Below are 20,765 nucleotides of genomic sequence, written 5' to 3' on the forward strand. Positions count from 1 at the left end.
GTGACAAGCCTGTCAAGAGCAAGTCTCGTAAGTCAAAGCTGGACTTCATTGATGAAGAGGAGGCTGTCTTTACACGTATCCATAATAATGATTACGTGCATGCCAAAAAGCGCCTGTACATGACAGCTACCCCAAAGATCTACGGTGAGGCTGCCAAGAAGCAGAAGGAGACAGGTGAGGCTGTGCTGTATTCCATGGACGATGTAGATGTCTTTGGACCGGTGTTGCACTCTCTAAACTTTGATAAAGCTGTCAGTCTGGGCTGCCTGGTGGATTACAAAGTAGTAATTCTGGTGGCTGACTCCCGTTTTGCCCGTACAGCAGAAAGCATGAGCCATCTTTCGGACAACAATGCTGCCCGTATTGTTGGTGCATGGAAAGCTCTAAACAAGTACGGCACCTCAGATCAGCTGGTCGGTGACCACCTGCCTATGCGTCGCGCTGTAGGCTTTGCTCAGGTTATCAATCCGGATAAGAAGCTCGACAAGGTCTCATCAAAAGCTTTTACTGACACCTTTGAGACTGTAGTCAACGAATATCGAAATCATGTTATCAAGGAAGGGCCAAAGCCTGAGGATCCGGTAGCCAACAGCGAATACAAATACATCATGAGCCATGATCTGCACTGTGACTGCAGACATATTGACGGCTCTATGAATGCTCTGGAGAAAGGTGCATTGCTGCAGTGGCTGCGTGAAGAACCGGAGAATGAGCACTGCAAGATTCTCTTCAATGTACGCTGCCTGAGCGAGGGTGTAGATGTTCCAGCACTTGATGCCGTAATCTTCCTGTCACCACGAAAGTCTCAGGTAGATGTGGTTCAGACCGTAGGCCGTGTCATGCGTCGTGCTCCGGGCAAGAAGCGCGGTTACGTAATTATTCCTGTTGTGGCCAGCGCAGACGAGGAAATTGAGTCCGTTATCAACCGTACAGACCAGTTCGCTGTTGTCTGGCAGGTACTGCGCGCCCTCAAGGCCATCAACCCTAACCATGTGATCGTAGATGGCAACCTCGAAAAGATAGACGAACGCATCGAAGTCGTCTGCATTGACGACAAGGCCCTGGTTGAAAAGACCAAGTCAAACAATATTAAAGTTCCTGGACCTGGCGTAGATCCAGGGACGGGACCAGAGCCAACTCCAGTCCTGCTTGAGCTCATTGAGCTTGAGCAGCGTATCAAGTCGTCTATTGTCCGCAAGCTCGGTAACCGCCGAGAGTGGGAGGACTGGGCCGATGATGTAGCAGAGATCTGCAAGAAGCAGGTTGAAATCATCAACAACACCCTCAATGACTCGTCCAATGCCGCCGTACGCAAGGAGTTTGAAGACTTCCGTATACACCTGTCGTCATCCATCAATGGCAAGGCTGTCAGTGAGGAAGAGGCTAATGTACTGGATGCTGATGAAGTCATCGATATGCTGGCGCAGCATGTGGTCATCAAGCCAATTCTGGACAAGCTCTTCCCGGGCTATCCTTTTGCTGAACACAATCCAGTTGCCCGAGCTCTGTCAGAAATGCTTATGAGGCTGGACAGCAAGGGGCTGCAGGACGCCAGTGTTGAACTTAAGAACTTCTATGACGGACTTGAGTTCCGTATGCAGAATGTCAGGACTCTGGCTGAGCGTCAGTCGGTGGTAGTAGACCTCTTTGACCGTTTCTTCAAGGTAGCTTTCCCTAAGCAGCAGGAAAAGCTGGGCATTGTATACACCCCTGTTGAGGTGGTTGATTTCATCAACCACTCAGTCAATGACATCCTCAAAAAGGAGTTCAACCAGACCCTGGCCAACGACGGCGTACACGTCCTTGATCCGTTCACTGGAACCGGTACCTTCATAACCCGTCTTATGCAGTCCGAAGACATTATTCCGCGTAATGCCCTGGCCAACAAGTATTACCATGACCTGCATGCCTTTGAGCTCATGCCACTGGCCTACTATGTAGCCTCCATCAACATGGAGTCAGTCTTCCATGACCTGTTGGAGGGCATGCCATACCAGCCAAACAACATCACCGTCCTGACCGACACCTTTGCCCTGCACGATGAGCAGATAAACCCGCTGCTGGCCAACACTATTGCCCAGAACACAGCCCGTCGCCAGCAGGTGGACAAGCTGCCTATCCGAGTCATCATCGGCAACCCTCCTTACTCTATTGGTCAGGCCAGCGCCAATGACGACAATCAGAATGAGCGTTACCTTGGAAAGCAAGGTGTAGATACCCGCATTCAGGAGACATACGTAAAAGAAGGCGGTAAAGTCTCAAGCTCCAAGAGCATGTATGACAGCTACATCAAGGCATTCCGATGGGCCTCCGACCGCATAGGGGATCAGGGCATTGTGGCTTTTGTAACCAATGCCGGATGGATGGATGCATCAGCAGCCAACGGCATGCGCAAGTGCCTGCAGCAGGAATTCAGCTCCATTTACATTTACCATCTTAAAGGCAATCAGCGTACCTCTGGCGAGCAGTCAAGAAAGGAAGGTGGAAAGATTTTCGGCGCCGGCAGCCGTGCACCTATCGCCATAACCATTCTTGTTAAGAACCCTGCATCACAGGAGAGTGGTCGCATTCACTTTGCCTGTGTTGATGACTACATGTCCCGTGAGGAAAAGCTGCTGCAGCTGGCCTCCACTAAGTCAGTAGTTAATGCTGAACTTTCAGAGATTGTTCCGGATGAGCACAACGACTGGTTTAATCAGAGGCGGGATGATTTTGGCAAGTTTATTACTGTTGATGGCAAGAACACAAATGGTCTGAGTGTTTTTAGAACCATTAGCCTTGGCGTCAACACAAACCGCGACGCTTGGTCTTTTCAATCAGGAAAAGAGCAACTTGAGTCAAACTTTGAAACGTGTATCAACTTCTATAACAGTCAGGTTGATAGTTTTAGCAAAGATGCTGAAAACTTTGTCCAAATTTTTGATGCAAAACAAATCAAGTGGAGCTCCAGCTTGGAAAGCAAACTGGAACAAAAGGTCAAGAGCAGCCCATACTCTGAGGATAATATCAAGTTAGCTGTCTATCGCCCATTCTTTAAGCAGTTCGTATATTGGGACAAGTTGTGGATACACCGAGAGTCTTCTCAGCCAAAATTATTCCCATACAATGGCGCAGAGAACCTTGCAATCAGCGTTGCTGGTGTAGGAGCCAGGGAGTTCAGCTGTTTGATGGTTGATCAGATACCTTGTCTGGATATGGTCGAGAAGGGCCAGTGCCTTCCACGCTATGTCTACACCAGAGCTCCTGAGGGCGGGCTCATAGGCGAGATTGCAGGTCGTGATGCTGATGAGCATGGTTATGTGCGTACTGATGGCATCAATGCTGAGGCAATTGAGCACTTCAGGGATGCTTACCCTGAACACGCCTCTGAGATTGATGCTGACGCGGTGTTCTACTACATCTACGGCATTCTGCACAGTGAGGACTACCGTACTACCTATGCCAATAACCTGATGAAGGAGCTGCCACGTATTCCGCGTGTGGCTACATGGGAGGATTTCTCAGCCTTTGAGCAGGCAGGCCGTAAGCTTGCTGATCTGCACGTCAACTACGAGTCAGTTGAGCCATATAAAGGCTGTGAACTTACTGGTATTGGCAGTGGGGACTTCAGGGTCAACAAGATGGCCTATGGCAAGGTAAAAGGCAAGACTGGTGATGAGGGCAAGGACCGCAGCATGATTGTTTACAACAACTCCATCACCATCAGCAAAATTCCGCTGGAGGTTCAGGAGTATGTGGTCAACAAGAAGTCTGCCCTTGACTGGGTATTGGACCGCTGCTGCGTCAAGGTTGACAAGGACAGCGGCATCATTAACGACTTCAACGATTATGCAGCCTCGGTAGGCGATGAGCAGTACATTCTCAAGCTCATTCTGCGTGTCATCACTGTCTCTCTGGAGACAGTCAAGACAGTCAGGGCTCTGCCAAAGCTGACCATTCATAAACTTGATCAGTAACATCAGGTTAATCGAACTGAACTATACTGCATGACTCTGATCTAAGTGCTTTGGATGCGTTCTAAAACATTTAGTTGTTATAAATAACGAGGCCCGTCATAGTGATATGACGGGCCTCAATTTATTATGCATCAATGCAGGTAAATACTTTACATAACGATACATAGAGTGTTCGCATATTATTGAAATCATTTGTTAGTACTTTATAAATCATTATGTATTAAGTTTTAGTTCTTTGTTTTATGCCCCTGATTTCCAGTGCAGGTCCGCCTTAACGCCTGCAAGCTCATTACATATTAAGCCTCTGGCGATGTTGTTTTGCGCCGCCTTGATGTGCCGGTTTTGGTGGCGGCAGAGGAGTCTTTTGTGGCGGTGGCAAGGCCCAGCTTTACCAGAATATCCGGGGAGCGTACGCCTGCAGGCAGGTTCCTGAAGCCGTCGACAGAGACAGTGACAGTCAGGTCTTCTTTGGCAGCGCAGGCGTTATCGATTATGCATCCTGTGATTTTGCCCTTTCGTCGCCCTGGGTTACCATTGGCTGTCATCCTGTAGCTGAGACGTTAGCGCACAGGGCAGCGCCCTGGGCGCTTGCTGCCGGTATTAACCACAACAGTATTCTCTGATCATGGGGCTGTCTGACAATGTTGCAGGATTTTGTTGTTCCAAATGACCCGAGTCTGGCTTAAAATCGGATAAACATGGCATATTTAAGCCGACTTTAACCGATATCTTTTAAAGTCTCATCAAGTTGATTACTGCAGGGATGTTTCAATGCCCTGAAATAAGTGCCTGGGGGGAATTTATGAGTAAAACCGGCAGCAAACTGCATCCCATTGATATTCCTGACTTTGCGTTTGGTAACTGCATCACAAAAGAGGTGTCTGTTCAACAGGGCGAAAGGGCTCCATACTGTTACGGGAACTATGTAATTGGTGAGATGCTGCCAGATTGCAAGATGTATCCTAATGATAACTTCCGTATCCGTCATCCAGACCTGTGGGTTGAGCATTATGGCTTTGAGGACCTGGGTAACTGTGCTTTATCCGCAGGTCTTTTTGCGGTGCTGATGAAAATAGCCAATAACTCAGGCCTGATGGCCTGTGCACGGGAAGCATTTGGTAAGGAAAAAGCCGACGCTTTCTTTGATATTGCCATGTTCGGCCTGAGTCAGATGGGGGATGATCCTGAGCTGCTTGCCAATTATTCAAAGCTCAGTGCTGTTTTTCTAAAAAGCCATCATGATGCTGCCTGGTTTTCGCAGCTCTTAACTTCAACTGGTGATGATCAGTTTGAAGAGTTTAAAAAGCTGTGGGCTGCTACCACCAGGAGGCTTACTAAAAATAGAAAAATGTGGATTTTATTCCTGCCCGGTACGGGGGACGTCAGCGATTTCAGCTCCCATGTAAAAGATGGCTCTTGCGGTGGCAGATGCAGCAAGTCCAGCTCAGAGGCAGACAGGTATTCAGACTACATTATCGTGGCTGTGCAGTCACAGACACTTTTGCCCTTTTACTGGTCAGTAAAAACCGGCGACACCACAGACGAAGAGGCAGTTGAGTCATTAATAAGCTTTCTTAACAGCTTAAAACTGAAGGTGGATGGAGCCAGTATTGGCCCTGGTATTAACAGCAAGGGGCTGATAAGCATCCTGGATCAGCATTCCATACACTGGGTGAAGCTTCTTACCAGTGACCATGAAATCACCAGAAAGCTCATGGCCAACTACGCTGTCGATCCTGCAGAGTGCAGCGGTTCCATGGATTTTGACGAAGATCTTTCTGCTTTTACCGAGCCTTGCAGACTGTATGATGACATGGATGAGCTTTCTGCTACCCTGTACTTCAACTATGACAGTGATGCTCAGGATATTGCCGATACCATAGATGCGGTCAACGATGAGTTGGATAATTTATTGTCAGCAATTAAATGTGGCATACAAAATCCTGCTGTTAACCCTGATCTGGCCGACTACATAAATCCTGTCTGTCGTAATGGACGTATGGTTAATGTCGAAGCTGATACTCAATTTCTGAGAAAGCAGCTAATGGAGCACTGCTACAGAGCTGTAGTCTCGTCCGATTGCGATTGTGACGATCCTGAAGATGATTACTTCAGATCCTGTCATTATAAGATTTTCAGTGAGGCACTCTTCGGTCATGGGGTGCAAAACCTTCTAAGCCGTCTGAGTGCAGGTAATGATGCGGCTACCGTCAATGCCAGAGTGTTTTGCCTTCTGATTACACATTTTTTTCGCGACATGATTGCAACCACCTCAGGATTAACTGACTGTCCGGTATGGCCTTTGATCAAAATGCTGATGGTACACAGGATTCTTCCCGGCAGAAATGGTGAAAAGCCTGTTATTTATCCTGCTCCGTCAAAAAATGTACTGCTTTACCTTAAGCGTATGAAGGTAACAGACGAGATGATTGAAAAAGTTGGTGCGTTGATGGCAATCCTGGCAGACCACAGGCATATTAAGTTGTACAGTTCTGACGATAATGGGGCGGTCAAGCCAAAGGCTCCGGCCCGAAAAGCACCAGCATCGAGCTCCAGGACCAGAAAGACTGTTAAGCCTGATGCTGCCGCAGAGCTTGAGTCCGACGGTGCTGAGGGCAAGGACAACAAGGATGCGGTCAAGCCAAAGGCTCAGGCCCGAAAAGCACCAGCATCTAGCTCCAGGACCAGAAAGACTGCCAAGCCTGAGGTCGCCGCAGAGCTTGAGTCTGATGGTACTGAGGGCAAGGACAACAAGGATGCCGTCAAGCCAAAGGCTCCGGCCAAAAGAGCAAAGGCATCGGGCACCAGGACCAGAAAGACTGTTAAGCCTGATGCCGCCACAGAGCTTGAGTCTGATGGTACTGATGGCAAGGACAACAAGGATGCCGTCAAGCCAAAGGCTGCGGCCAGAAAAGCAAAGACAACGGGCACAAGGACCAGAAAGACTGTTAAGACAGAGGATTAGTTTATCCCTGGTTTTATAAAGAGGACGCTGGATGACATGCCGGAGCTTTGCGCATGGTGCAGGAAGCAAAAGCGTGTTGGAAAGCGACCTGTACCTGTCTATGCCTTATACCTGGCCCAGGGAACTACAGACTTACACTGGCAGGTAATGCAATGGTTCCTGGTACTTGCAGGGCCGGGGCTCAGGGGGAATTTGTGCTCTGCTCGAGCCCGGCTGCTCAGGTCTGAGCTGCACAATGGCAGGGCCTGCCACAGGGCTGGGCCGCTGGAGCTGAATGGCCCTGTGTTTTACAGTACGGATATGCAAGAGGCCCGTCATAGTGATATGACGGGCCTCGCTTTATCTGTCAGCTGTGAAGCCTGCTTATTCCTGCAGGTACTCGTACCAGTTGTCGCTGATCTGGCTGCACAGGATAAGGTGGGTCAGCTTGTAGACCTGGTGCTCGTTGAACTCGAGGGTGATGAGTTTCTCCTGCTCGAGGGTCTGAATTTCCTTTTCCTGGGTATCTGCCTGCTCAAGCTCAAGGAGGGCTGTTCTCTGCTTGTGAGAGGCGGCGCGGAACATGCGCTTGTCCTTAGAGTTAAGACCACCGTACAGAGCGGCGCTTTCATAAGTAGGTGGCAGAGGGGAGCCTACACCTTCAGGCACATCATCATATTTGTCAGGGACTGTCTCAATATAGCTGTCTGCAGGAGCCTGAGCAGCAGCACTGCCTGATGCCGCCGGGGCGGCTGCTGATGCGGCACTGTCAGCTGCAGGAGCGGTTGCCTGAGACTGCGTGCTGGCAGCTTCAGCTGAGGCTGCATTTTCGCCCTGGGCAGGGGCGGCACTGTTGTCAGCTGCGTTCTGTCCGTCAGCTGCAGCGGCTCCATCTTCAGCTGCCTTGTCTTCAGGCTGAGCAGCTGCGCCGTCGGCAGGTGCTCTGTCAGCTGGAGCGGCATCTGCAGGAGCGGTAGCAGGGGCCTGATCATCCTTGTTACTGGTCTCGCCCTCAGCGCCTTGCGCAGCAGGGGCAGCTGCAGCTTCTGGTGCATTGGCTGGTGCGGAGCTCTGAGCGGCATTGTTCTCTGGCTGGGCGTCTTGTGCCGGTGCGTCTTTAGCGTCAGTCTGGCCACTGGCCTGCTGGGCAGGCTGTGCAGACTGATCACTGGTGGCACTGTCAGTTGACTGGGCGGCCTGTGCCGGAGCGGAAGCGGCAGCGTCGGCAGTGGCTGCTGCGCCCTCAGGGGCGGCTGGTGCCTCCTGTCCGGTGCCTGTAGCTGCTTCATTGCCGGCATCAGCCTGAGCTGCTGGCTGGGCAGCCTCTGGCGGAGCTGCGGAGCTGGCGGAGCTGCCTGATGCTGAGACGGAATTGTCAGCTGCCTGGGCTGAGGCGGCCCTGGCAGCCTCAACTGCCGGAGCAGTGGCAGCGGCTACTGCAGCAAGTTCGTCAATCTGGGCCTGCTCGATGAGGTCGCTAAGACCTTTGGCAAGGCGGGGATGATTATCTACAGGGGTGTACTGTACCGGGTTGTTCATGACCTCGGCTGATGGTACCTGATGCAGGGCAGCGGTATTGTACACAACGCTCAGTACGTGGGTCTCGGAGGTAATGATGTTAGGGTCGAGATCGTGGGAGCGGGCGTAGGTAATCAGAAAGTCTATGAAGTACTCGGCAAGGTCCTGGCGGGAGAAGAGCGGGCGCAGACATTTGATGGCGCACAGACCAAGGTAGATGCAGTCCTGCTTAATGCCGTCAATGTTAATCATAAAGTCCAGATTCTTGATGAGATAGCCATAATCAAGGGCAAACTCATAAGTATCACGGCCTATGCTCTCATAGACTGTATCCTTGTCCTCCTGACGGGTCAGGCTGGCCAGCTGGCTGGAGCTGATACAGGCGCCAAGATAGACAAGCAGGGTTTCAAGCTCTTCCTGACGGATAAGGCAGAGGCGGTCGACACTGTTTTCAAAGTAGTAAGAGATATTGTTCTTCTCATGAAAACGGGCCAGCTCCGGATGAACATGGTAAAGGCTGTCTTTGATGTCATCATTTCCCTTAGCCGCACGCAGTGATGACTGACGGGCCGAAAAGTCAGCATTGAAGCTGAGAATGCGGCTGAACAGATCGCCCTGTGTTAACAGATACTGGACATAATAAGGACTCATAGCCATAGCTGGGGTCGCCTTCTGCAGAGAAAAAAGTACAGTTTTGATAATACGGAGCCAGGACAGTCCTGAGCGGGGCCGCAAATGATGCTGATTTTCCGGCACTTAAGCTGTCAGCATAAGCTTATCTGCAGGAAAAGTGCCCGCAGTTAAAACAAATTCGATTTTAGCCTTAAAACAGCCTGCGTACAGGCAATGTTATCCATAATGTGAAGTGATGCGGTCAGGGAAATGACCAGAGGATACAGACAAGGAACAGGCGGCCGGCTGACAGTAGCAGACTGCGACCAGGCAGCCCTCTGACATCCGTCAGGTGCTGACAGGTGCTGGCAGCAACTTCAGCCAGCTGACACTCTTAGGGAGCTGCCAGGCGCGTCCAGCAATGGCAGCCAGCTGACGGCCCGCAGGGGCTGCAGGCATGGACAACCAGTCGGTCACATGGTATGGGTAAGTGGCCGGAGCATGCTGGGGCTTTGGAGGATCTCCGGTGAGCGGCGCTGCACTTACGGCTCAAGGTGATTAAGGGCAGAGCCACCAGGTAAAGGACTGTCCTCAGGAATGACTGCGCTCAGGGGCGTTTTTTAGGGCAACGCAGTGTACATGCGTAAATTATGTCAGGCAGTGGGAAATTCTTTGCTATGGGGTCATGGGAGGGGCTATTTATGTGGTCCTGAGCGTGGTAAACGGGGCAGAATCCGAGAGGTAGCGGTTTTTGCAGCGGGTCAGTAAAAGCTGATTTACAAGGGAAAGGCACAGGTGGGCTGCACGGATTTTTACAGTGATGAGACAGCAATGGCTGAAAAATGGGATCTGTGCAGCTTGTTGCTTTGCCTGGACAGGAATATGATTCAGATTATCATCACGACCTTTTTAGGTTAAGGTCAGATGAGTGTCAGGAGTATTTGCTCGCAATCAAAACAAAGGGGTGTAGTGTTATGACTACTAAGGAAAAGTCTTCAGATCGCTATGCAAGAATTCGTGATGAGCTTCTGGCAGAGGCCGGAAAGCTCAGGGCCCAGGCAAGGGAGTTCCGTCTCCGTGCTGATGATATTGACAGACGTGCCGATGAGCTGCAGCGCAAGGCTGATGAAATGGGGGCCCGTGCTGACACCACCAGTACCGCGCTTGCTGATGCCGTAAATTACATCAGCAATACTCTCAATGTGCGTTTTTGCGCCGTACCGACAGGTATTGGCGAGAAGCTTATGTCCATCAAGACCATGGATCCGGTATTTCCTCTGTTTAATATCGTCGATAAGGTAGCGAGCCTTGAAGAGTTCGAGAGAGTTCTTGATAAGGCCATGCTTATGCACCAGCATAAGCGCAGTGCGTTGTGATTAGACATTTCCCGGGCAGCTCAGGCTGCCCTTTCTTTTGCCCGCAATCTGCCCATCATGAGCAGCACCGCAGCGGCCGCCAGCATATACGGCGCTGCTGAGGCCTCCAGCTTTGTCCCCCAGCTGAGGAGAGCTGGCTGAGGCGCCACCGGCTGTAAGTATCCTGGGTCTGTTCGCAGAGTAAAGGGGCTCTCAGACAGGGCAAGGTTGAGAACATGCTGGTGGCCAGAGCCTGACAGAGGCCTGCACCCTCACAGTGGATCAGGGGACATGGCCATGGCAGGCAGGCGGGCAGGTTGTCAGGCAGCAGCATAATGAACCTGGCTGTTGGGCAAAGCATGAGCTGCCGGGCACGAAGGACGGATGTGCAGGAAGGGGCTGGTTTGCGGGGGCCTGCAGCGTATTTGATGCAGGCCGGGAATGGGGACTTATGCAGCTGCAAGGGCCGCTGGCGGGTGGTATTGGGGGCGGGGCGGGCGCTGTGAAGGGTGAAAATGACAGAGGGCTGCAAATGCAGCCCCCGGTCTTCTGGTCTTGCCCCTGTCAGTAATAAAGGTGCAGGGTTTATCTGGCCGTTTATTAATAGCCCATTGGCACTACGTACCAGTCGTCGTTGACAAGGCGCATGGAGTAGGTCTTAACCTCGGTGCCGCCACTAATCAGACGGTAGGTTACGCGTACGGAGGCAGTGTTGGAGGTTGAGGCAACAGTCTGCATTTCCAGGTCGCTGTCCGGGGCAATGCCACGGTTGTTATCGCGCATCTGGCGGATAGTGGCCTCAAACTGATGCATGACCAGATTTACCTGGTCGCGGGTCATGGTGCTGGTGTCCACGTATTCCATCATGTCATTCAGACTATGCTTCTGTAAGGCCTCAAGGAAGCTGGTAAGACGGCTCTGAGGGTCATTGCCACAGGCGGTCAGGAAAACAGAAAGGGTCAGAACTGCCAGAGCAGTAAGGGCGGTACGAATGGATTTGAGCACAGTATTAATCCTCAATCAGGCAAAGACAAAGAAATATCCAGCAGTGATCAATCAGCAGGGGAGGCCTCAATAAGACAGGGGCCTGTGATCATGGACTATGGGCTTTTCTTTACTTTATGACTGCATGGCCACGCAGCAGGATCTGACCTGATGGAAATACCTGACGGCAAGGCACCAGGGTAAGACCTGATGGAAATACCTGACGGCAAGGCACCAGGGTAAGACCTTGCGGGGCGCAAAAGAACTGTCATCCTGAGCCTCGTGCTCACAGTGAGCCGGGCACCAACTCATACTCCAGGGATCAATATCTGATATCAGCAGTACCTGATGCCCTCACCATGCTGACGGCATGGCTGCGCCGCTCTTATTGATAAGACAGTATTTGTTCTGTCAGGTGGCTGCGCTTTTACACTGGGACTTGCCGCAACGGACAGTGCCTGTAGACTGCACCTGGGCCGAGGGGCTGATAATGTGGTCACTGATATGCCGGCAGGACGGCAACCTGCAGATCATGTTCTGTACGCCCTTTGAGGCAGTCAGATACATGAGTTGAGGTGTTGAGCGTTGCCGGGAGAAAAACAGATTATGCAGTCTGCCGGGGACAGAGCAAAGCTGTGTGCTTGCCTTGCAGAGGGCAGACAGTGGCATCTGTTACCGGAGCAGGTACTGAAAAAATGCCATATTTCCGGTCTGCAGATGCTGCTCCTTGATACTGATAATCATAGCTGTGCGCCTATTAGAGCACAGTATGTGCAGGTCTGACTTAGAAGTGATGCAAAATATCATTATTGATACATACAATGCTACATTTTTAAGTATGTGTATTGATCAAAAGGCAATGATTTCGAAATATCTGCAGTTAACAGTACTCACTGGACAATACCAGGTAAATTCCCGCTACCAGCTGCTAAATTTACGCAGCAAGATCCGCTGCCGCAGGTCATCTGCAAGCCACAGCCTGTCCTTCAATGCACAGCCTCCGCATCGGTAAATGGCCTGGCAGCTCCCCTGGCAGTCACCCTGGCAAGCGGCTTTTACCGGCCCTGACCGTGAACTCATACGATTGCAGGCCAGCCCGTCAGGGCCAGGTACTCTGCAGGTGCCGCAGCCGCAGCGGCGGCCACAGCGGCGGCCGCAGCCGCAGTCACCGCTGGTACTGCAGCCGGCGCCTCAGCTGCTGCAGCTGCGCTCAGCAAGATGACCGTAAGGCCAGCAGCTGCAAGACAGTCCTGGGCAAGTGCGGGCATGCAGCGATGCTCTGAGCCGGGCTGCAGCAAAGGTCAGCGTCCTGCATAGCTCTTCATAAAGGGGCAGCAGTGAGCAAGGCCATACTTTCCATAAATCAGGGCTGCAAACTTAAGGGCTTTATGGTGCAGTAGTGTGCAGTTACGAAAAGTGATGGGACTTGCTGTAAGGGGCGGCACTGAGCAGGGGCTGCAAATTAGTATTGGGCTCAGCCGTGGACGTCCGGGGCTTTGGGCATATAATTGCATGGTTAAGCTTCACTGTATTCAGGCCAGCCTGCTCCACCTCGCTCCGTCCTGTCAGCATAAGCCGGCCGTCCTGTCCCCAGGCCTGCCCGCCCCGGCCAGCTCAGACCTGCCCGCTCCGGCGCTGCTCAGGTCCGTCAGCATGAGCCTGCTGTTCTGCATGCCGGTCTGTCAGGTACTGCCCATTAGGCGGCTGCTATGCCAGTGCGCCTGCCGGGGCTGACTTAAGCCCCATGCCGGGAGGGACTGTGCCTGGCACAACCAGACCTGGCAGGGCAGCTGTGCCCGGGGCCTGAGAGCTGCAGTGATGCTCAAGTGATATTTTGCCTGCTGAGGATTTACACCCGCCATGTATGCCCTGCATATTTCATCCTTTGTTTTCATAGCCTATGCCCTGGTGTCGCTGGTCCTGCCGATCAAAATCCGCTGGCCTTTACGCCTGCTGCTGGGCGCTGCAGTGGCTTTCTGCGGTCTTAAGTATCTTATCTACAGCTACACAGGCGGTATTCTTGAGCCTCAGATGAGACCTGGCTCCATTGTGATCCATGAGTCTTTGTATGCATCTCTGATGATTGGCGTGCTGCTGGCTATTGCCAAGGATATTGTGCTGCTCTTTCGCTGGATTGCCATAAGCCTGCAGTACATCAAGGGAGGTACGCTGCGTCATGGCCGTATCAGCCTGGTAATTGCCATTATCAGTCTGTCAGTGGGCTTTTTAGGTACCCTCTCACAGTTTAATGTTCCTCAGGTCAAAGAAGAGACCGTTTATATCTCAGGTCTGCCTGCTGAGCTCGATGGCTATCAGATTGTCCAGCTTACCGATCTGCATATCGGCCCTGTGCTCAGGAAGGACTTTTTAAGCGGCGTGGTGGAGCGCACCAATTCCCTTGACCCTGATCTGGTTGTAATCACAGGTGATCTGGTCGATGGTGCCGTAGGCCGCCTCAAGGACGAGTTCACTCCTTTTGCCGGCCTCAGGGCCCGTCATGGCGTACTGGCTGTAACAGGCAATCACGAGTACTATTCAGGCGCCAACTCCTGGGTTAAGACCTGGGAAAAGCTGGGCATTAAGTTCCTTAACAATGAGTCCGTGCTGCTGCGTGCGGGCAATGTCAATCTGCGTGTGGCCGGTGTTCCTGACCCGCGCGGTGTACAGACAGGAGCCGAGCAGCCTGATATTGAAAAGGCCTATGCCAATATCATTGAATACACCACTGGCAGCTCCACTGCCATTGATGCCCCGACAGCCCGCCCTCTGGAAATCAGCCGTCAGGTAGAGACTATCGACGCCAACAGCAGTGGCCAGATTACAGTTGAAGACAAGGCTGCAGAGACAAAGAGCGGCGCCATCAGCTTTATCAACATCTCCAACAGTGCCGGTACCGCTCATGACAGTCCGTCAGATGACAGAGACCACTTCATCAGCAACCGTGCTCATGCGACCGTGCTGCTGGCCCATCAGCCAAAGATTGCACAAAAAGAAGATCTCAACGCCGACCTGGTACTGACCGGCCATACCCATGGCGGCACCATGTTCTTCCTGAAGCCGCTGATTGCCCGTTACAATGCCGGTTATGTTTCCGGCATGTACAAGCTCGACAGCCGAACTCATCTGTATGTGAGCAATGGCACTGGCATCTGGTCAGGCTTCTCCTGCCGCATACTGGTCCCGGCTGAAATCACCCGTTTTACCCTCAAAAGAGCACTCTGATAAGCCCGGCCTCCGCTTATGCTCCTGAGGCCGCAGGCGGCCTCAGGGACATGGCCTGAGCTGGGGACCATACCAGGCACGTGTCCAAGGCAAGAGCACACAAAAGCATACAAAAGCACCTGTAACAGGTGCTTTTTTGCTTCTGCAGCATGCACCTGAGCCCGGTGCCCAGGCCAGAAACCGGGACATGGCAGGTCCATGCGTGCCTGAGCTGCACTCTAAGCCCTGTGCCCAGGCCAGAAACCGGGATGTGACAGGGGCAGGTGTGCCTGAGCTGCTCCTGAGAGCGATCTGGCAGGGCATGGTATGATGCATGCAGTGGCAGGTCGGAGCAGTAATTTTTACTTGACTGCAAAAAAAGGTAAAATAGATATTTTACTGTCAGAGCCCGACCTGAAGACTGTGAGTCAGGTATGGCCTGCTGTCCTGGTTTTTGTTCTACAGGACGCATTGAGGAGCCTGCGGTGACCACAACTGCAAGGCAGGAATAATCTTTAACCAAAATACTGGATTTTAAGAGTTCGCTCTTAAAGTTTTCCCTTCAGCGAGGAACCTATGTCCTATAAGATTCTGTGGTATTCAATGCCCGCCTTACATGACAACAGCAACGGTGCTGCCATCCACAATAAGATTTTGCTGGAAGCTCTGGCTGCCCGTGGCATCCAGGTAAAGGTGCTGAATGCCCTGGTTGCTGACGATCCTCGTGGACTGGAAATCTTCAACCGTATTGGTGCTCAGGTCAACCACGACCCAAAATCCCCTTATCTGCAGTTCACCGACAACAATGTCGAGTACGTAATTGTCAAGACTCAGGGCCGTATCTGCAATGATGTTACCGGCGCTGATCAGGGCAAGATCTTCGATCTCTTTGTTCAGTTCCTTGAGAAGTTCCAGCCAGACGTGCTCATGGGCTACTCAGGTGACATTTTCTCGGCTTACCTGCGTCATGAGGCCCATACCCGTGGCATTCCTGTAGTTTATGCTCTGTGCAACGGTCTGCACCGCTCCTTTGGCTTTGCTGACTGCGATCTGGTCTTTACTCCGTCTCAGGCCACTGCTGCCATGTACCGTGAGTCTGATGATATCGACATCAAGGCCACCGGTCAGTTTATCGATGTTAACAAGGTAGTGGCTCTGGACCGTACCCCTGAGACTGCCAAGTACGTAACCTTTATCAATCCTACCCCTGAAAAGGGCCTGGCAATTTTCGTAAAGATTTCCGAGGTCTTTGCCCGCAAGCATCCTGAGATTCGCTTCCTGGCCGTCAAGAGCGTAGGTGATTACAACCGTATTCTCTCCGGCCTGCACAATGCCGACGGCACTCCATACTTCCAGCCTGGTCAGACCATGCTTACCAATGTTGATGTGGCCGAGCATACTGATGACGTACGCCTCGTTTACAAGGCTACCCGCGTTCTGCTGGCCCCTTCAGTATGGCACGAGGCCTGGGGCTGCGTAGCTACCGAAGCCAACTTCAACAACATCCCTGTTATCGCCTCAAAGAGCGGCGGTCTGCCTGAGGCCGTACGTGAGGGCGGTGTTCTGCTTGACGCCCCTGAGTGCACCCAGAGGGACTACTCCTGCGTTCCAACTGAAGAGGAAGTTGCTCCATGGGTTGAAGCCCTTGAGAATATGCTCCAGGAGGACTGGACTGAGCGCTGCCAGAAGGCTGCCGCTGCCAACTCTCTTGATGCCAGCGTAGACAATCTCATGGTTTACCTTCAGCCACTGCTTGAGCAGGGCCGTGCTCAAAAGAAGCCTCTTGAGAAGTCCTGTTTCTTCTCTGATGCCACCATGCGCAAGCGCAAGGCCTACTATGTAGGTCAGGGCATGGTCATTGACGGTGACCAGTCCGAGCCGGCTGCTGAGGCTCCAAAGCCATCTTCAGTTAAGGAAGCCGCTGCCAACGCTCCGGCTGCCGCCAATGAAAGCGACCCGGCCCCAGCCGTTGACCCAGCCACTAAGGACGAGGCTATTGATGCAGCTGATGAAGCTGCTCAGAACGCTGAAAAGGCACCGGCCAAAAAGCCAGCCTCACGCAGCCGCAGCACTTCAACAAAGAGCTCTGCAAAGTCCTCAACTCGCAGCACCACCAGGACTGCAGCAGCCAAAACTACTGCCAAAAAGACCACTGGTACTGCAGCAAAGAAGACTGCTGCCAAAAAGCCAGCTGCCAGGAAGACCGAGAGTAAGTCTGAATAGCAGCATCCTCCTGCAGCACCAGCAGCTGCCAGCGCAGCTGCAGCCGCTGTCCTGAGGATGATCAACCTGGCCCCGCCATGCACGTCATGACGGGGCCTGTTTTTTTTGGGTGCCTTGCAAAAGCCGGCGCGCACCAGCAGGTCAGCAAAAACGCAGTTGCACCGCCGGTGGGAGCCCAGCGCTCAATGCGTCACGGTACTACCTGATTATTAAACAAATAGTGCATGGCATGATTTGAGGCCATGAACTCACACTTAAAGATGGAATGAGGTTATGACCCGTGGTCTGCATATCTGTCAGTGACAGGAGTAGCAGCCTGTTTGAACGCAAGAGAAAGGGGCAAGACAGGCAAAGGGCATGGATAGAGCAAGGTAAAGGGGCGGGAAAGGGAAAGGAAAACGGGAACGGGAAAAGAAAACGGGAACGGGAAAGACTGAACATGCACTTATTGGGCTCATACGTGGCAAGTTGCAGTTAAAAACCAAAACATAAAACAGAGTATTAATTTCAGGGACACATGACCAGGATTGAGTTGCGTCCCGGCATGCGCTTCAAACTAACAGCATGCAGTTATCTGATGAGGTTACAAGGATAACTGGCTGCATGTAATTGAACTGGCGTGGTAGCTTGAAAAGTGTAAGCAGCTGTTAATGAAGAGCATCAGTGCTTGCTGCGGCAGGGTCATGGTTAGTTTAGAGAGCCATGCTTAGTGTCGAGGCAGCCAGCTCTGTAATATGACGCGACATATTACACTAGTGATAATACTCTGTAATATCTTTTATATAGTTTATTGTGCGCAGATATTAGTACAGGCATGGAGTTCATATGGAGGAGCATATGACGCCCTCATAAGCTCTCTGCAGCACAGTAACGGCCCTGCATCAAAGCAGGCGGCCTCTTATCTGATGTGGTTCTGCAGTGAGCAATATATACACAGTATGCAGGCAGGCTTAATAATGGAGTCAGTGCTGCGCAGTGCAGCATCATCCTTGCTGCAGGCAAGGATAAGGCTCTGTCAGCTGCGCTGGCAGGCAGGCCTGCAATGGTACGCTCAGGCCGTGCTCGCCTGCAAGCTCGAGATTAATGATGAGGCTTGATCTTGATGGGTAACTGAGATTGCCCGCAGCGATGCATGGCAGGGCAGCTGTAGCATAAGCAGGGTCAGCTGAGATGAACAACAGGCAGACCAGCAGGCAGGTCAGGGGAAGGGACAACCAGCATGGCAGCAGGCAGGGGAAACAGGCAGGGGCCATAGGCGGGGACAACCAGCAGGCAGCCGGCATGGACAGCAGGACTGGGGCAAAAGGCTGCTTAAGCGCAACTTATTCCTTGCGGTCAGCGCGCGGGGAAGGGGAAATAGCAGCGCAGATAGTTTTGGGGCTTCTGTGCCTGAAGAGGTTGGGCTATTGTCCGTGGTGGGGCGCTGACTGAGGTCGTTGGCTGAGCACTCTGGCCGGGGGTTCTTGCAAGGTGCTCTGGTTTAGTGCCCTGCATATGTGGTTTTGGAAAGTGTGCAGGTGTCTGCCAGCCTGGGCTGGGCATTGCCAGGTTGCAGACAGGATAGGGATCGCTCTTTCAGGGCCTGTTTATCAGGATGAGGCAAATTGTTGCCGTGTTTTTTGCGGGGGCGGCAAAAGCTTGCCGCTGCAGGCGGCAAGGCTGGTCTGCAGTTTTGAGGAATCAATGGCTGTTGTGGGGTGGAAGCGGGGGCATTTTTGCCTTGAAAGCAGCGTGGATATGGGCTTTTGCCGGGTGGTTGCCCGTAAATGAATCATGGGCAAAGGTAATATGTCCATAATGGCATGTACTGTGCAAAACAGCTTATGACAGGCTTATTCCCTTTTAAGGCCTGTTATAAGGAGACAACTATGTCAAGCTCAATTGTTCATTCAATTGCTCCTTCCGATATCAGGGAAAATTGGTGGGATAAGAGTAATAAGCTTGATAGTTTAGCCAATTCACCAGCCAGTGGTGTACTGGGCGTAAACCAGCCTTCTGGTCCGTCCTTCTCTTCCTCTCTGGAAAACATCCTGGCCCGTGCCGAAGAGGTAAGTGCCAGCGACGGTATTAATATGTCCCGCGCTGCACCAACCACCGTAACGGGTGAAGCGGTTACTTTCGAGGAGCTTATCAACTCTGAAAATGCGCAGATAAGAGAATTTGCAGTATTAGATCAACAGCCTTTATCCGCTGACTGGGCTATTCTGAAGAATGCCAATCCGGTAACTCCAGATAATTTCAAAGCTCTCAACGGTTTATCTGACGGCCTCATGCTGTCGCAGCGCTTTGCTAATGCTATCTACGCCGTATAGCTTGATAAACAGTAACTGCTGTTCATAATGCCTCTTAAGGCATAATGTTCAGCTTTGCATATTATGGCCTCAGGCCCTGATATGCCCCGTACAGGCTTTGTCTGTACGTACTGCCCCATGGCGCTGTGTCAGGTGCTGTCCCGTGGCTTATGGCCCGAGGTCTGTCCTGCTCTTTGCCTGCAGGTGCCCGTGCGCCTGTATCAGGTGGCAGATGGTTGCTGCATATCAGCTCATTTACGGCTTGCCTCTCTTGTTTGGCATTGATGCTAACAAGTGATCATAGTTTGGTTCTTCAACTTACCAAGGACAGAAAACTGTTCAAGACAGTAAACTGTTTTGTGGCTTATAAGGTCATGGCCCACGCCAGTGATCCTCAGTGTGCCCGTGCATTAGTGCGCGTATGGCAGCTGCAGTGATTGCGCGGACGGCTTTGAGCAAGCGGTGTTACCCTGTAGTATTCTGCCTGTGCATATGCGAGGTACGCTGCCCATGCTCTGTGCCCTCTGTATGGTGTCAGGTCTGACTGCAGGTCACCTTGCAGGTTTTTTACTATATTCCTGAACAAGGACAGATCCGTCCGGGCTGCGCGCCATGATTTTCATGTGCCTGCCTGCAAGGACAGCTGTCTTATGGACAGGCATGCAGTAAATGCCGGCTTTAATTTACGGGATAACTGCGTCCGCAGTCCCTGACAGAGATAAGAGAGCTCTTTTCATCGACAGCAACTGCTGCCATGGCAGAGATCCACCTGTCAGAGGTTATGGAGTAGACTGATCTGACAATACCTGTTCAGCTGTCACAGCTGATATGAGGTATGTTTGCACTGCATAAAATGCTTTGCAAAGCAGGTGTGTCCGCAGCATACGGGTATAGAGCCTTGGGGCCCATGCCTTATGTCCCTGTCATTGTCGCGCAGCTTAAGCTGCATGGTCAGCATTGATCCGTCTATGCGGCCCGGCTCTGACTTGCCCGTTGAAGCTGTCATCGTCTTAAAGCTTTTTTCTGACTTAGTATCAAGACCAGTTTTTTCAGACAGTTCTGGTCCTGCTCATTGACCCTGCATTGAGTACGCCTGCGGTGTACTCCGGTACACTGACTGTTTGTCTAAACAAACTATGTATCGCCGCAAATGCTCTTACTGCGCAGATTAACGTCTGCGCAGCAAGAATACGGCTGCATCCAACAAGGCGCTGCTTTTGCCTGCGGGCAAAAGCGCGCTATCTTGATACGCTCATATCTTTGCTATGGTAGAGATCCTTGCCAGGCTGTTTTTATAACAGAGATATCCTGATAAGGCTCTTTATCCTTTGGTGCCCGGTCAGCATGGCTGAGGCCCCATTACGCATGCCCGCCCCAAAGCTGCTGCCACACAGCCCCACATCTGCCCGCCACACCGGCTTACACCTGCCTGCCAGCACTGCCTCACAACTGCCCGCCAGCACCGCCTTACAGCTGCCTGCCAGCACCTCACCACAGCACAACACCCCGTCATCGGCATTGTGCTTTCCAGATTCTTTTACGAAGCATAAGCTCTTAGGAACTGTAGGTAATTAAAATGATTTGTATTTCTTAAGTATAATGACCTGAACGGAGGAACCTTATGGCAAACCAGATTCAGGTCACTTTAAACAAAGATTCTATTAATCAGCTGCTTGAGGCT

General features: G+C 52.0%; 9 protein-coding genes. 6 read left to right on the plus strand and 3 right to left on the minus strand.

The genetic code is table 11. The annotated features are described in order from the left end of the window. The coding region (locus MXE41_RS12185) for a type ISP restriction/modification enzyme (protein WP_247100688.1) at window positions 1–3,956 on the plus strand (3,956 nt) is incomplete at its 5' end. Between the two features lie 296 nt (window positions 3,957–4,252). Here MXE41_RS12185 and MXE41_RS12190 read toward each other — a convergent pair. Beyond that, window positions 4,253–4,501 (minus strand): hypothetical protein, encoded by a 249-nt coding sequence (locus MXE41_RS12190; protein WP_247100690.1) that lies wholly within the window; start codon window positions 4,499–4,501, stop codon window positions 4,253–4,255. Window positions 4,502–4,911: 410 nt separating this feature from the next. Between MXE41_RS12190 and MXE41_RS12195 the strand changes: the two genes are divergently transcribed. After that, the gene (locus tag MXE41_RS12195) at window positions 4,912–6,921 is read left to right on the plus strand and encodes a hypothetical protein (RefSeq protein ID WP_247100691.1); all 2,010 of its coding nucleotides are present in this window, start codon (window positions 4,912–4,914) and stop codon (window positions 6,919–6,921) included. 363 nt (window positions 6,922–7,284) lie between these two features. On the opposite strand, the gene MXE41_RS12200 is transcribed toward MXE41_RS12195, so the two are convergent. Then, window positions 7,285–9,069, minus strand: a complete 1,785-nt coding sequence (locus tag MXE41_RS12200) for a hypothetical protein (protein ID WP_247100693.1) — start codon at window positions 9,067–9,069, stop codon at window positions 7,285–7,287. A 935-nt stretch (window positions 9,070–10,004) separates the two neighbouring features. Here MXE41_RS12200 and MXE41_RS12205 point away from each other — a divergent pair. Continuing rightward, window positions 10,005–10,406 carry a hypothetical protein gene (locus MXE41_RS12205; RefSeq protein WP_246978353.1) on the plus strand — a complete coding sequence of 134 codons (402 nt, stop codon included), beginning with the start codon at window positions 10,005–10,007 and terminating at the stop codon, window positions 10,404–10,406. A 579-nt stretch (window positions 10,407–10,985) separates the two neighbouring features. Here the strand turns inward: MXE41_RS12205 and MXE41_RS12210 are convergent. Next, on the minus strand, window positions 10,986–11,390 hold the full coding sequence (locus MXE41_RS12210; protein WP_246978352.1) for a hypothetical protein: 405 nt from the start codon (window positions 11,388–11,390) through the stop codon (window positions 10,986–10,988). Window positions 11,391–13,229: 1,839 nt separating this feature from the next. Between MXE41_RS12210 and MXE41_RS12215 the strand changes: the two genes are divergently transcribed. The 3 genes from MXE41_RS12215 (at window position 13,230) to MXE41_RS12225 (ending at window position 19,105) form a co-directional block, all read left to right on the plus strand. Beyond that, a complete protein-coding gene (locus tag MXE41_RS12215; RefSeq protein ID WP_247100699.1) occupies window positions 13,230–14,591 on the plus strand; it encodes a metallophosphoesterase in 1,362 nt (453 codons plus the stop codon). Between the two features lie 555 nt (window positions 14,592–15,146). Then, window positions 15,147–16,793, plus strand: a complete 1,647-nt coding sequence (locus MXE41_RS12220) for a glycosyltransferase (protein ID WP_247100705.1) — start codon at window positions 15,147–15,149, stop codon at window positions 16,791–16,793. Window positions 16,794–18,661: 1,868 nt separating this feature from the next. Next, on the plus strand, window positions 18,662–19,105 hold the full coding sequence (locus tag MXE41_RS12225; protein ID WP_246978348.1) for a hypothetical protein: 444 nt from the start codon (window positions 18,662–18,664) through the stop codon (window positions 19,103–19,105). Window positions 19,106–20,765 lie beyond the last annotated feature (1,660 nt).

It is taken from the genome of Anaerobiospirillum sp. NML120449 (genome assembly GCF_023051105.1).
In the GTDB taxonomy this organism is placed as follows: domain Bacteria; phylum Pseudomonadota; class Gammaproteobacteria; order Enterobacterales; family Succinivibrionaceae; genus Anaerobiospirillum.

Excerpts from the sequence above, each read along its gene's own strand:
- MXE41_RS12190 (WP_247100690.1), bottom strand. The coding sequence starts at position 4,501 with ATGACAGCCAATGGTAACCCAGGGCGACGAAAGGGCAAAATCACAGGA.
- MXE41_RS12195 (WP_247100691.1), top strand. The coding sequence starts at position 4,912 with ATGTATCCTAATGATAACTTCCGTATCCGTCATCCAGACCTGTGGGTT.
- MXE41_RS12200 (WP_247100693.1), bottom strand. The coding sequence starts at position 9,069 with ATGAGTCCTTATTATGTCCAGTATCTGTTAACACAGGGCGATCTGTTC.
- MXE41_RS12220 (WP_247100705.1), top strand. The coding sequence starts at position 15,147 with ATGTCCTATAAGATTCTGTGGTATTCAATGCCCGCCTTACATGACAAC.
- MXE41_RS12215 (WP_247100699.1), top strand. The coding sequence starts at position 13,230 with ATGTATGCCCTGCATATTTCATCCTTTGTTTTCATAGCCTATGCCCTG.
- MXE41_RS12205 (WP_246978353.1), top strand. The coding sequence starts at position 10,005 with ATGACTACTAAGGAAAAGTCTTCAGATCGCTATGCAAGAATTCGTGAT.
- MXE41_RS12225 (WP_246978348.1), top strand. The coding sequence starts at position 18,662 with ATGTCAAGCTCAATTGTTCATTCAATTGCTCCTTCCGATATCAGGGAA.